At 56.8% G+C, this 12,922-nt stretch carries 10 protein-coding genes; 3 read left to right on the forward strand and 7 right to left on the reverse strand.

Features of this window, described 5'->3' with window-relative positions; translation table 11 throughout:
• Positions 1 to 71: 71 nt before the first annotated feature.
• The 3 genes from ACQKLP_RS17455 to ACQKLP_RS17465 all read right to left on the reverse strand — a co-directional run bounded on the left by ACQKLP_RS17455 (position 72) and on the right by ACQKLP_RS17465 (position 2,949).
• Positions 72 to 1,244: a FecR family protein gene (locus tag ACQKLP_RS17455; RefSeq protein ID WP_427324117.1), complete on the reverse strand. Its 1,173-nt coding sequence runs from the start codon at positions 1,242 to 1,244 to the stop codon at positions 72 to 74.
• Positions 1,245 to 1,308: 64 nt separating this feature from the next.
• Positions 1,309 to 1,935 carry an RNA polymerase sigma factor gene (locus tag ACQKLP_RS17460; protein WP_427324119.1) on the reverse strand — a complete coding sequence of 209 codons (627 nt, stop codon included), beginning with the start codon at positions 1,933 to 1,935 and terminating at the stop codon, positions 1,309 to 1,311.
• Positions 1,936 to 2,130: 195 nt separating this feature from the next.
• Positions 2,131 to 2,949, reverse strand: coding sequence for an HAD-IIA family hydrolase (locus ACQKLP_RS17465; RefSeq protein ID WP_427324120.1), 819 nt, complete (start codon positions 2,947 to 2,949; stop codon positions 2,131 to 2,133).
• 560 nt (positions 2,950 to 3,509) lie between these two features.
• Between ACQKLP_RS17465 and ACQKLP_RS17470 the strand changes: the two genes are divergently transcribed.
• From ACQKLP_RS17470 to ACQKLP_RS17480, 3 genes are read left to right on the forward strand one after another with little or no spacing between them, the layout of a single operon-like run.
• Positions 3,510 to 4,205: a twin-arginine translocation signal domain-containing protein gene (locus ACQKLP_RS17470; protein ID WP_427324122.1), complete on the forward strand. Its 696-nt coding sequence runs from the start codon at positions 3,510 to 3,512 to the stop codon at positions 4,203 to 4,205.
• A 3-nt stretch (positions 4,206 to 4,208) separates the two neighbouring features.
• On the forward strand, positions 4,209 to 5,132 hold the full coding sequence (locus ACQKLP_RS17475; RefSeq protein ID WP_427324124.1) for a c-type cytochrome: 924 nt from the start codon (positions 4,209 to 4,211) through the stop codon (positions 5,130 to 5,132).
• Between the two features lie 11 nt (positions 5,133 to 5,143).
• On the forward strand, positions 5,144 to 5,554 hold the full coding sequence (locus tag ACQKLP_RS17480; RefSeq protein WP_427324125.1) for a DsrE family protein: 411 nt from the start codon (positions 5,144 to 5,146) through the stop codon (positions 5,552 to 5,554).
• A gap of 61 nt (positions 5,555 to 5,615) precedes the next feature.
• Here ACQKLP_RS17480 and ACQKLP_RS17485 read toward each other — a convergent pair whose 3' ends face one another.
• The 4 genes from ACQKLP_RS17485 to ACQKLP_RS17500 are packed head-to-tail and all read right to left on the reverse strand — an operon-like array spanning position 5,616 to position 12,878.
• Positions 5,616 to 6,506: a metallophosphoesterase gene (locus tag ACQKLP_RS17485; protein WP_427324126.1), complete on the reverse strand. Its 891-nt coding sequence runs from the start codon at positions 6,504 to 6,506 to the stop codon at positions 5,616 to 5,618.
• Between the two features lie 20 nt (positions 6,507 to 6,526).
• Positions 6,527 to 8,287, reverse strand: coding sequence for a RagB/SusD family nutrient uptake outer membrane protein (locus ACQKLP_RS17490; RefSeq protein ID WP_427324128.1), 1,761 nt, complete (start codon positions 8,285 to 8,287; stop codon positions 6,527 to 6,529).
• Positions 8,288 to 8,328: 41 nt separating this feature from the next.
• Positions 8,329 to 11,538, reverse strand: a complete 3,210-nt coding sequence (locus ACQKLP_RS17495; RefSeq protein ID WP_427324129.1) for a SusC/RagA family TonB-linked outer membrane protein — start codon at positions 11,536 to 11,538, stop codon at positions 8,329 to 8,331.
• Between the two features lie 56 nt (positions 11,539 to 11,594).
• On the reverse strand, positions 11,595 to 12,878 hold the full coding sequence (locus ACQKLP_RS17500; RefSeq protein ID WP_427324130.1) for a FecR domain-containing protein: 1,284 nt from the start codon (positions 12,876 to 12,878) through the stop codon (positions 11,595 to 11,597).
• Between the last annotated feature and the right edge of the window lie 44 nt (positions 12,879 to 12,922).

The following is a 12,922-nucleotide window of genomic DNA, read 5'->3' on the forward strand; positions in this document are numbered from 1 at the left end:
GTACGTACGTGGTAATTTACCCGGTAGGCATAAGTAGATTTGGTTGAATTGTTAGTAAATGAAGGTGAACGTTACGATCTGATCAGGAGGCGGCTGCCTTCTATCCTGAATTTTATTCCGCTTAATTCCAATACTTTCATCATCTGTTTGGCGTTGATGTTGCGGGGTACGCGGCCGGTGTAGCTGCCGTCAGGCACGGCGCCTTCATACACCACTTCCACGTTGTACCATTTTTCCACCTGCCGCATGATCTGGCGGATGTCTGCTTCCACGAACACGAAATACCCTTCCTTCCAGCCCATCACTTCTTCGAGGTTGACCTGCGTGGCCAGGGCGATGTTCCCGTCTTTGCCCAACCGCGCCTGCTGGCCGGGCGCCAGCATCCGCGATGCCGCGCCCTGCTTCACCTGCACCGCGCCTTCCAGCAGTGTGGTGCGCACTTCCGGCTCGTCGTCGTAGGCATTTACGTTGAAATGGGTGCCCAGCACCGCCACTTCCATCTGGTTGGCCATGCAGCGGAACGGAACAGGTTTGCCGTTCTTCGACATTTTGGCCACTTCGAAATACGCCTCCCCGGTGATCTCCACCCGCCTTTCGCCATCCGGGAACGCTACGGGGAAGCGGATAGACGAGGCGCTGTTCAGCCAAACCTTCGTGCCGTCGGCCAAAGTGAGCTGGTATTGCCCGCCGCGCGGGGTGGCCACTTTATTGTAAACGGGGGCTTCGTTTTCCCCCGCCGCGGCGCTGTAGGTGAGGTGCCCGGGCGCCTTATTGATACTGGCATTGCCCTGTTGGCCCAAGAGGCCGCTGCTGTCTGCACCAAGGTCTACGCTGCTGCCGTCTGCCAGCACCAGCATAGCCTTGTTGCTGCCGGGAAGCGCATCGCCTGCGGGCTGCTCCGCAACGGCAACGGGCACCGCCGGTTGTTTACCGGGCCGCAGCCATAGCCAGCCGCCTGCCGCTACCAGCAGCAGCACGGCCGCAGCGATCTTTGAAAAATAAAGGATGCGGGAACGGGGGGCTTCCGCGGTGATCCGGCGGTACATAAAATCCCAGTCTATGTCTGCGCCTTCCACTTCGGCGGTCAGGCCTGCATATTGCTCGTCTATCACCTGGCCGGCGGACGCGCGGCCCGCAGGGTCTTTCATATACCCTAAAAGTTCGTCCATTTCCGCAGCAGTGCAGCGTTTGCTTGCGTATTGTGTCAGCAGGTACCGGAGCCGGTCGTTAGGTGGAACAGTCATGTCTTCGTACAGGGAAAATATACCCCCTACCTATATAGACTGCCCTCAAAAGAAATGGTACTGGTCAAAATGAAAAAAAACTGAAAAAGGCGGCAACGGTTGCGGTGCCCGCCAGCAAAAGGAGGCCGTATTGCAGGCGCAGGTAGGTTTTGATGAACCGGAGGATCTCCACCATGGTGTTTTTGACGGTAGGAACGGAAATCCCGAGCTGACTGGCGATTTCCTGGTGGCTGAGGCCTTCGTGGCGGCTGAGCTGGTAAATGGTCTGCTTGCGGGGCGAGAGCTGCTGCAACGCCTTGCGGACGATCCCGTCGGTTTCCGCGGCCAGGATGGCCTGCTCCGTGTAATCGCCATCGGCCTGGATGTTGGCCCAGGCCTGGTCGCGGAGCTTTTTGTCCCGGGCCATGCGGGTCAGGTGGTCGAGCACCTGGTTGCGGAGCATCGTGTAGATGTATTTTTGGGGGGAGATGACGGCCGACAGGTTACTGCGGCCTTTCCAGAGTTTGAGGAACACTTCCTGCACCATTTCTTCGGCATCGGTGCGGGAGTGCGTCAGCTCCAGGGCGAAGTTGAACAGCCGGAGGCGGTACTCGTCAAATAACTGGCGGAAAGCGGTTTCGTTCCCGCCCGCTATGAGCCGGAAGAGACGCTCTTCGTCCTGTAACGCCGTGCCTTTGTTCTCGCTGTTCACTGCGAAGTAAATTTATATTCTTTTTTATATCCGCATCAAAAAATTTAGCGCCGGGCAAGGGCGGCAGCGGGCGGGGCTGATCCCGTTCTTCCTTTTGGCCCGGCGACAGGGTTTCACAATAAAAGCCGCCTGGACACTGCGGCCCGGGCGGCTTTTTCATATTCGTGCGTTCATTATCTGCCTTTAATATCGGTACTACGCGATTTCTTCCAGCTTCTTTTTACTGCCCAGCACCTGATCGAACAGTTCGCTGTCCAGCAAATCCTTGATGGATGAGATAACAAAATCCGGACGGTAGCTGAACTGGCTGATGTCTTCCGCCTTCGTTACCCCTGTGAGGGTGAGCACGGTGGTGAAGCCCATGGTACCTGCGCCGAGGATGTCTGTCCCCATCGTATCCCCGATCATGACGGTCTGGTCGGTGGAAAGGCCCAGTTTTTTGCGGGCCATGCGCATCATGACCGGGCTGGGCTTCCCAACGCTGAAAGCCTGTTTCCCGGTGGCAAACTCCACCATCGCCACGAAAGCGCCGCAGCCTGCGCGGTACTTCCCGTTACCGATCGGACAATTGGGATCGAGGTTGGTGGCAATGAGCTTGGCGCCGTTCATGATCATGTTGATGGCTTTGTCGACCGATTCGAGCATGATCGTGCGGCCTTCGCCAATGATGACGTAATCGGGATGATCATCTACGATCGAAAACCCGGCGGCATGCAGTTCGGCCAGCAATCCGCCTTCGCCGATCACATAGGCCGTAGCCTCCGGCGTGCGCGACGCCAGGTAGCGCGCGGTGGCCATGCCGCAGGTGAATACGTCCTCGTCTTCCACGTTAAAGCCCAGCTTCCGCAGCTTGTAGGATACATCGCGGTTGGTGCGCTGGCTGTTGTTGGTGAGGAAAAGGAAAGGGAATCCCTGGTCCCTGAGATGGTTGATAAATTCTACTGCACCGGGAATAGGTTCCGAGCCCCGGTAAATGACGCCGTCCATGTCGATTAGAAATCCTTTCTGATCCATAATTTTGGTTTAATGAAAGCAGACGTACCACCCGGCATGCAGGGCATGAATTCATCCCGGCCGAAGCGTACCGTCCAGCAAAATGAAATGCGAAATCAGAATTTGGTCCGTGGAGATTAAAAAGGCAAGCGCGGCCCTGGAATTGGCTCCTGGATGGAGATCGGGCCTGATGATCTCAAATATACAACAATAGTTGGAACGTACTAATTAAATTTTTTCCAGCTAAAATAGCCCAACTGCATTAGCAAACACTTCGAATGCACAACTACGTATATCCGTTACATATAGTACTGCCTGTTCACATGCCGTTTCCCGGTTACCCATCTTTTTTTACCGGCATCACCAGATTGCAACCGATTGAGAACGCCAACCCTCCCGCGGGTTCGGTAATACAATGTTAATGCAGGCCTTTCCGGCGCGGCCTGTCAGGAATTATCCTGAAATTTGTATTCGTCATACCCCATTCGCTCTCCCGGCAGGCGCTGCCATTTTCCGACCTATCCAAAGCGCCAGATGAAAAACCCGGACATGATCATCGTTCACGTAAAAACTGGTATCATATGTCTAGGTCACTATCAAACACCTCTCCTTCCCGCCGCGATTTTCTCGGACAGGCTGCCATGGGCGCAGCCGCATTGGGCCTTGGCTGGCTCGCATCCCCCCTGCCCGCGGTTGCCGCAGAAACCGCCGTGCTGGCCGATGCGGCCGACGAATGGTTCAAAAAGATCAACGGCAAGCACCGCCTGCTGATCGATTCCCCGCGGCCGCACGGTATTTTCCCGTTCGCCTGGCCGAAGGTTTTCCTCATCACCAATTCCATGACCGGCACGCCGGAAAAAGAATGTTCGGTAGTGGTGGTGTTGCGGCACGATGCGATCCCTTACGCCATGAAGACCGATTTATGGAGCAAGTACAAGTTCGGGGAAATGTTCAAGGCCGACGATCCCGCCACGCAGGCCCCCTCGCTCCGCAATCCCTTCTGGCAGCCGGGGCCCAATGATTTCAGCGTGCCGGGCGTAGGCCCCGTGGAAATCGGCATCGACCAGCTCCAGAAAAGCGGCGTCATGTTCTGCGTCTGCAACATGGCCCTTACGGTGTATAGTGCCGTAGCGGCCACGTCTATGGGTATGGACGCCGAACAGGTGCGCTCCGAATGGCTGGCGGGCGTGCTCCCGGGCATCCAGGTGGTGCCTTCGGGCGTGTGGGCTATCGGGCGCGCGCAGGAAAAAGGCTGCGCCTACTGCTTCGCAGGCTGAGCCATGCGTCGCAGTTGCATCGTTCCGGTGCTGATGTTGGCGCTGATAGCCTGCCGCCGGCAACAGCACGGCCCGCCGGCAGTTTGGACTCCGCCCGATACCGCCACCATCGCCCGGTCGCCCGCCGGCGATGCGGTCCGCTATGGCCGGGCGCTCGTCATGCACACGGCCAGGTTCTTCGGGCCGGAGGGCTCCCTGGCGAAATCCGCCAACGGCATGAACTGCCAGAATTGCCACCTCGCGGCCGGCACCGCGCCCTGGGGCAACAATTTCTCGGCGGCATGGGGGACTTATCCCAAATACCGCGACCGCAGCGGCAGCGTGGAATCTTTGGAGAAGAAGATCAACGACTGCTTCGAAAGGAGCCTCAACGGCCGGCCCATCGACAGCTCCGGCCGCGAAATGCAGGCCATGGTGGCTTATATGCGATGGCTGGCGGACAAAGTGCCCCGCGGGGAGCGCCCCGCAGGCAGCGGCATCGCGCAACTGCCCTGGCAACCGCAGGCAGCCGATCCCGCGCGCGGAAAACTCGTCTACATGCGCCATTGCACCACCTGCCATGGGCCAGACGGCCAGGGCAAAAAGGCCGGCGCAGAATTCCTGTACCCGCCGCTGTGGGGCCAGCAAAGCTTCAATACCGGCGCGGGCATTTTCCGCATCAGCAAAATGGCCGGGTATATTTACAACAACATGCCGCAGGGCACCACCTGGCAGGAGCCAATGCTCACCATCAACGAAGCGTGGGACGTAGCCGCGTGGATCGTTTCGCAGCCACGGCCGTACAAAGCTTACCCGGCCGATTGGCCCGACATCCGCACCAAACCGCCCGATCACCCGTTCGGCCCCTACGCAGATTCTTTTTCCGAAACCCGGCACAAGTATGGCCCGTTCGGGTCCATGCTGCCGGCATCATCCGTCAAACCATAAACACAAACATCATGAAAACGCTGCTTTCCATACTCCTGCTGCTTTCCGGCACCTGCGCCATCGCACAGGACGCACCGTACAAAGTTGTTTTCGATCTCACCAGTAAAGACCCCGCCACGCACCAGGCCGTGGTAAGGCAGGCCAAAAGCATCCTCGGCATGCGGCCTGACGCCCAATTGGAAGTGGCCATTTACAGCGAGGCCCTCCCCTTCGTCTGCAAAGAAAAATCGACCCTCAAACCCGAACTGGAATCCCTCCTGCAAACCGGCCGGATTTCCTTCAAGGTCTGTGGCGAAACCATGAAACGCAAACAGGTAAAGCCTTCCGACCTCATCGATGGCGTAAGCGTTGTGCCAGACGCGATCTACGAGATCATTTCCCGGCAGAAGGAAGGCTGGGGATACATCAAAGTGGCGCAATAAAGCCATAAAAAAAGGCTGACCGAAAATGCGGCCAGCCGATTCATCATTCCAGTTTATCAATCTACTTGTTGAATTCGATCGTCCGCGACGTCATCCGGCCGTAGCCGGTGAGCACGAGCTTATCGGGATGCAGCTCCACCACGCCATACGCGTTCTCATCGACGGTTTCCACCATTCCTTCCGCGATGATGCAGGGCAATGTTCCCAGGATGCAGAAACCGCCTTTATGATGATGGCCCGCCAGCAACGCTTTTACGCAGCTGTACCGGTCCAGCAGGGCCACGATATCGCTGTCGTTGAGCGCGGTCAGGCCTTCGGCGCAACCCAGCGGGTGGTGCGATAAAATCAGCACCTGCTCCCCTTTCCGTTGCGCTTCATCGAGCAAAGCCTTCAACCATTCCATTTGTTTGCTGCTGATGCCGCCGTTGTATTCTTCGCCGTTGCGGCCTTTCGCGGCTTTGATCCTGTCCATCATCCCTTCCAGTTCCTTTTCCCTGAAAGTGCCTTCCACATTGGAATACGCCGCCACTTCGTTGGTGTTCAGCATCACGAAGCGCCAGTTCCCTTTTTTGAAGGAATAATATTCGGCGGGCATGCCGAGCACCTTGTACAGGGAATCGTTTTTCCGGATGCCTTTGTAATCGTGGTTCCCCGTGGTATTGTACACGTGTTTGCGGAATTTGCGGAGCTCCTTCAAAACGGGCGACAAGTCTGCCGCATTTCTGTCGGTGATATCGCCCAGGTTGACGAGGAAAGGCATTTTCTGCCGGTTCAGATCAGTGACCGCATTTTCGAGTTTCTGGAGGGAGTTGCGGTACGCCCTCGTGCCGCGGGTTTCCACATCGGCATACTGGATATCGGCGATCAATCCGAATTTTATCACCTGCCCCCGGCTTTGCCAGGCGGTCAGCAGCAATACCATGATCGCGAAATACTTCAACATCGGTTTCATATACATTCTGATTTAGCGTTTTACCAGCCTGGATTGGGCGTCAGTTTCGGGTTGAGGGTGATTTCGTTGAGGGGAATGCATTCCAGGTAATCCCGGTTTTCCTTGAAGCCGTAGCCGTTGGGAATGGCGGTGGCGTAGGGGTCGAGGAACCCATCGGCATCCGTTTTATAGTTGATGGTTCTGCCCGTCCATTCGTTTTTGTCGAACGGATACCCCTGCGGCCGTTTCCCTTTCAGCAGCCGGTGCGCCGCCCACCGCCGGATATCGTCGTACCGGAAGCCCTCGGCCCCCAGCTCTACCGTCCGCTCGCGGCGGATCTCGTGCAGCTCGTCAGACAGTGCGTACCCATAATCCGCGTACCTGGCGCGGTTGGCATCGCCCTGCACCTTGAACGCCGGCATTCCCGCCCTGGCCCGCAACAAATCAATGGATTTACCGTAATCCACGGATTCGTTCAGTTCCGCTTTCGCTTCCGCATAGTTCAGCAAAGCTTCCGCATACCGGAACACGATGGCGCCGGTTTCGCAGCTGGTATTCCAGGAAACGCCGCTGCCGGCCTGCGGATCTTTCGGATCGTTCCCTTTCCTGATCTGGAAACCGGTGTTGTTCAGCGTTTCGCCGGATTTATCGAGGAAGGGCGCGGTGAATACGCCTTTGCCGAACCCGTTGTCCCACATCACGCCGCCAGGCACCCATACGGTTTGCGACAGGCGCGGATCGCACTCCTGGCCTATTTTCGTGAGGAAAGCATTCCCTTTCACCGTTTTGCCGGTATTGAAATAATCATACGCGTTGCCGTTCCGGTCGAGGTAATGGTACACCTGCTGCATCGTCATGGAAATGCCGGCCGTACGGTCGGAGACGTAAATCTGGAACGAATGCGAAAGTTGCAGGTTGACCGAATACGCCTTCCAGAGGATCACTTCCCGGCTGGCCGCCTGGTTCACGAGCGAAAACAGCATGCGGTAGTCGTTTTCCGTATCGCCGGTGGAATATAGCGCGCGGTTGTGAACGGGTTTCATCAGTTCTTCTGCGGCGGCCACGGCTGCGCGGAGGTATTTGTCCGGGTCGGCGCCGGCGGTACCGAACGGCGTGCCTTTATGGTATTTCTGCCAGGTGCCCTCGTATAAAGCCACTCTGGATTTGAACAGGAGCGCCGCTTCTTTGGACAGCCGGTTGTTGCCGCCATCCACTTCCTTGAGCGGTTTGAGGAATTCCGCTGCTTTGTCCAGGTGCCACAGAATGGAATCCACCACCTGGGTCCGCGGATCGCGGGGCTTGAAGAGGCCGGGGTCGTCCATTTCCAGCGGACCGGTATACCAGGGTACGTCCCCATAAGCTTTCACTTTATCGAAATACAGCCAGGCTTTGAAGAAATGCGCTTCGCCGACGAACTGCTGGTATTTCGCGAAAGGGTCTTTGCATTTGCCGTAATTTTTGAAAAACACGTTCACGCTCCTGATTTTCGCCCAGTTCCAGTTGCCGGTGGCGGTTACGGGCTGATTGGTGCCATTCCACAAAGTGGAGGGAGATGCGGCGATCTGCACGTCGGAACCGCGGGTGCCGTCCCAGCCGATCAGCCCCAGGTAACTGCCAACGGTACCGAACGATGGGAATTCCGGGTAAAACTGGAGGGTATATTTTTCCAGGTCGCTCGCCGTCTGCCAATACGCTTCGTTATCGATTTGGGTGAGCGGCGGCCTGTCCAGGAAGTTTTTGGTGCAGGAAAATGCGGTGAGCAGGATGCTGAAAGCGGTTATATGGATCAGGTATTTTTTCATTGTCGATGTTTGAATGGTCTGTAATTGCTTCCGGTTTACGGTTAAAACGAAACGTTCAGCCCGAATGCCCAGATCGCCTGCGTGAACATGCTTTTGCCCGCGCCGAATTCACCGAGCGAAGCGGTTTCGGGATCGAATCCTACCGGCAGGCCGGTGATCGTCCAGATGTTCTCGCCGGAGAAAAACGCCCTTACCCTTTTCAGGTGGAGGGTTTTGAGCACCGATGCCGGCAGCGTATATCCCAGCTGGGCGTTTTTCAGCCTGGCGTAAGCGCCGTTCTGGAGGTAACGCGTTTGCACCTGCTGGTTCTTCGCGTATTGGGTGGCGTTGCTGTAGGGCCGCGGGAACCAGGAATCCGTGTTCACGCCCAGGCCGGAATAGGCGGAGGCTTCGGCGTCGCGGTAGTAGTCCATGTGATGGGGGAACAGGCTCGACTGGTTCCACTGGTTGAAGCCCCAGAAGATATTCCCGCTCAGCCAGAGGTCGCGCTTACCGGTACCCTGGAAAAACACCCCCACATCGAAGTTCCTGTAATTCGCCGTCAGGTTCAGGCCAAACTGGTACCTGCTGGTGGTATTCCCGATCACTCGGAGATCGCCATGGTCGTTCACGGTATTTTTCCCGTTGTTGATCACATGGTCACCGTTCAGGTCGCGGTACTCCACATCGCCCGTTCGCCAAACCTGCCCGTTGATGAAAGCCTGCGATTTGGCGGTGTTGATGGCATCTGCCCGCTCCTGCGTCTGGATGAGCCCCACCGTTTCATATCCCCAGATCTCCCCTACGCGCTTGCCGGGGTAATCGGTCGTGAGAATGCCCGTGGGATTGGGATATTGAGTCACCACGTTGAAATAGTCGAACACGTTCGCCGATACGGAGAAATTGAAATCCGACCCTACTTTCCCTTTGTAAGTGATGGCCGCGTCCCAGCCCTGCGTTTTCAATTCCGAATTGTTTTCCTGCGGAACGGCGGCGCCCAGCACCAGGGGCAATGCTTTCGAAGGCCCGAGGCGGTCGAAGGTCAGGCGTTGATAATATTCGAATTCGATTTGCAGCTTATTGTCCAGCAGCCCCATTTCCATGCCCAGGTTGGTGGTGCGCGACGATTCCCAGGTCAGGTACTGGTTCACGAGGTTCGGCGATCCTGTGTAAGCGGGCCGCTTGCCGTTGAGGATCCACCCCAGGTTGGTGTTCACGCCGATGAGGGCAAGGTCCTGGTAGGCGGAAACGCCCTGGTTCCCCAGCATCCCCCACGAGGCTTTCAGCTTCAGGTAAGGGACGTAACCGGCCACCGGCTCCCAGAATTTCTCGCGGGACACGTTCCAGCCCGCGGAAACGGACGGGAAGAACCCCCATCGCTTGCCCTCCGCGAATTTCGAAGTACCGTCGTACCTAACGTTCGACTCCAGCAGGTAACGGTCCTTGTAATTATAGTTGAGCCGCGCGAAATACCCTTTGGTGGCCCAATGCGACAAATCATCCGCCGCCTGCATATCCCCCGTTGCCGTGGTGATGGAAGGCACTTCCGACGTGATGAGCTCGCGCTTGAGCCCGCTGAGGAAATCGTAATTGTTGGACTCCTGCTGGTACCCCAGCATCACTTCGATATGATGATGCAGGCCGATCGTGGGCTTGTAGGACGAGAACAGGTTCAGCGCCTTATATGTCTTGTTGGCTTTGTTTTTCGAGATGGACGACGGTACTGTCAGCGAAATGGGCACCAGCGTTCCGTCTACCTGGTCTTCGTACGCCACGAGGTTCAGTCCATCGTAGTTGTTCACCGTATAATCGATGGAATAATCCGCGTTGATGCTCCAGTTTTTCAGCGGCCTGATCTCTGTTGCGATACGCTGCAGCAGGTTGTTGTCCGTGAATTTCTCGTACCCGGCGCGCATTTGCGGCACCCTCGACAGCTGGGAATAATACCCGTTGGGGGATTTCAGGAACACTTCGGGATGCGTCCTGAAAATCTGGTGGATGATCATGCCATATCCGCCTTCACCGTTGTAAATGGGCCGGTCGCGCACTTCGTTGGTGATGCGGGTGTTGGAACTGATTTTCCACCAGCTGTTGATATTGGCGTCCAGTTTGGCGTTCAGGTTATAGCGATGGTATTTGTCGTCCACCATCTGCAACGGCCCCTTTTCCGACGCATGGCCGGCGGAAAGGAAGTAGGCGATCTCTTTGGAGCCGCCGCGCAGGGAAAGATTTTCCTGCGTGCGGTTGCCGGAGCCGTAATGGATATCGATCCAGTCGTTGTTGCCGTTGGAAAGCTGATAGGCCGACCATTTCGAAGGGTTCGTGGCGTCGGGTACCGTTTCGGGAAGACTGGGGTCTTTGATCCGGGCGATGATGCGATCGATGGTGGATTCGGCGAACAGGCGCGCCACGCCCTGGTTGTCGTGCATTTCGTTGATGGCGCGGACGAACGTGTACGAGTCCACCATTTTCGGTTTCCGGATGATGGACGTGGGGCCGCCGTTCACCGAAAAATCCACCTGGGGCTTCTGGTTCATTTTACCGGATTTGGTGGTAATGAGCAGCACGCCGTATGGTGCGCGGGCACCGTAGATCGCGGCGGCAGCCGCATCCTTGAGCACCGAGATATTTTCGATGGTATTGGGATCGAGGGTGTTGATATCGCCGGCGGTACCGTCGATCAGCACATAAGGCGCGCCCTGGCCGCGGATCTGCACGGAAGGGGCCGCGCCGGGCTCAGCGCCGCGGTTGCCGTACGCGATGGTCACGCCCGGAACGGTGCCGTACAATGCCTGCGATACGTTGCTGACCGGGCGGTTCTGCAGCTTCGCGCCGTCTACCACCACTACGGAGCCGGTGAGGTTTACTTTTTTCTGGGTGCCATATCCTACTACCACCACTTCACTCAAACTGGAATTTTTCGAGTCCGACAATTTGACCATGATGGAATTATTATCGGCTTCCTTTACCAGCTGGTTTTTCAGGGTTTGCGGCTCAAAACCGATATGGGTAAAGGTGAAGGAGTAGCGGCTGTTGGCGTTGAGCCGGGTGAAAACGAAAATACCGTTCTCGTCCGTCACCGTGATGAATTGTTGCGTGGAATCCTGGTCGTTGCGGACCCTGACGTTCACGCCGGGAATGGGGCTGGATTGTTCGTCGAGCACCGCCCCGGTAACTTTCGGTTGCTGCTGTGCCTGCACGAGCAGCGGGATAAAGAGTAGCAATAGCATCCCCGCTCCGCAAATGCGGTGAATCTTTTTAATGATTTTCATGTAGCGTGATTTTAAAAAATTATTTTTTGAACTGCTGGTTGATATGTATTGGTGTTCTATTTTATGCTCATGATCCTGAATCCTGTGCTGTCTTTGATCACCTGCAACTGGTTCATCCTGCAGATGACGGCCAGCATTTTGGCGGCATCGTCTGCCGGTGAAATAGTGCCCGTGAAATATTTATGCGCAATGTCTTCCCTGTTGTACCGGATCTTCACATGGAACATCATTTCCATTTCGCTGAAAAGCGCTTCCAGCGAGGTACCGGAGTATTGTATTTCCCCGGGCCCGGCCGCGGGCTTGCCGCCGGCCGCCTGTGCCGCTTTCACGATACGGATGCCGCCATCCGCGTTTTCCACCGCCAAACCATTGACGGCCGTAAAGATGTGCAGGATGGAGGAAAGCGAATCGCTGACGCTGAACCGGCCGGTGAAATACATGCGCTCCATCTCGCTGGTGTTGTAGATGATCCGCTGGTGGAACAGTCCGCCGAGGATGTCGAACGCATCGTTGAGCGGCACGTTGTCGAACGAAAGCATACTGGCTTTGCCGGCGGCCAGGGTGCCCTGTGGCACTGCTTTGCCGTTGTTGTCGGTTTTCACCGGCGCGATGGCGATGCCGTCGATCCGGAGGTTGACGAAGCACTGCTCGCCCGGTAAAAGGACGGCCGGTAAAACCTGGGCGTTTTTGCTGAGGTATTTGACCATCACCTTGCCTTCGTACAGCTGCACGTTGACCGTTTTTTGGGAATGGTCTACCAGAAACCGCGTTCCCAGCGCCGTGGTGGCGATATTCGCCGAATACACGGTAAACGGGTGGACGGGATCGGTGGCCACGTCGAAAATGGCTTTGCCGGACAGCAGGTGCACCGTCCTGTTCTGCGTGAAGTCTGCGCTGTATCGCAGGGTGGTGTTCGGGTACAGGGTCACGGTGGAGCCGTCGGGCAACCGGAACGTGCTGGCGGTTTCCGAATGGTTCTGCGCTACCAGCGAAGCGGCGTTCGCCGGAACATGGGCTGTATAGGGAGCCGACGGGAAGTAGTTCGAGAAATAAGCGCCCGCCGTAATGAGCAGCAAAATGCTGGCGGCGATGGCGACCGCCGTGTACAGCCTGCGGTGAATCGTCCGTTTCCGCGTAGCGGCCTCTACCGGTTGCCAGATCTCCTGTTTCAGGGCTGTATCGCCGGCCATAGCAGCGTTGCCGGACTGCTCCCACTCCTCCTGCGGCAGGAACGTGTGCAGCAGACCGGGGTCGGACGCGAGGTATTCCTCCACGATGGCGGCTTCTTCCCGGTTGCATTCATTATTGAGAAATTTCCTGATCAGTTCCCGTTTGTCCATAGTTCTTAGCAGCGATACTATACATAAGTACGCTGAATAATCAA

Origin of the sequence: Chitinophaga sp. NPDC101104 (assembly GCF_050277495.1) — a bacterium.
GTDB lineage: Bacteria > Bacteroidota > Bacteroidia > Chitinophagales > Chitinophagaceae > Chitinophaga.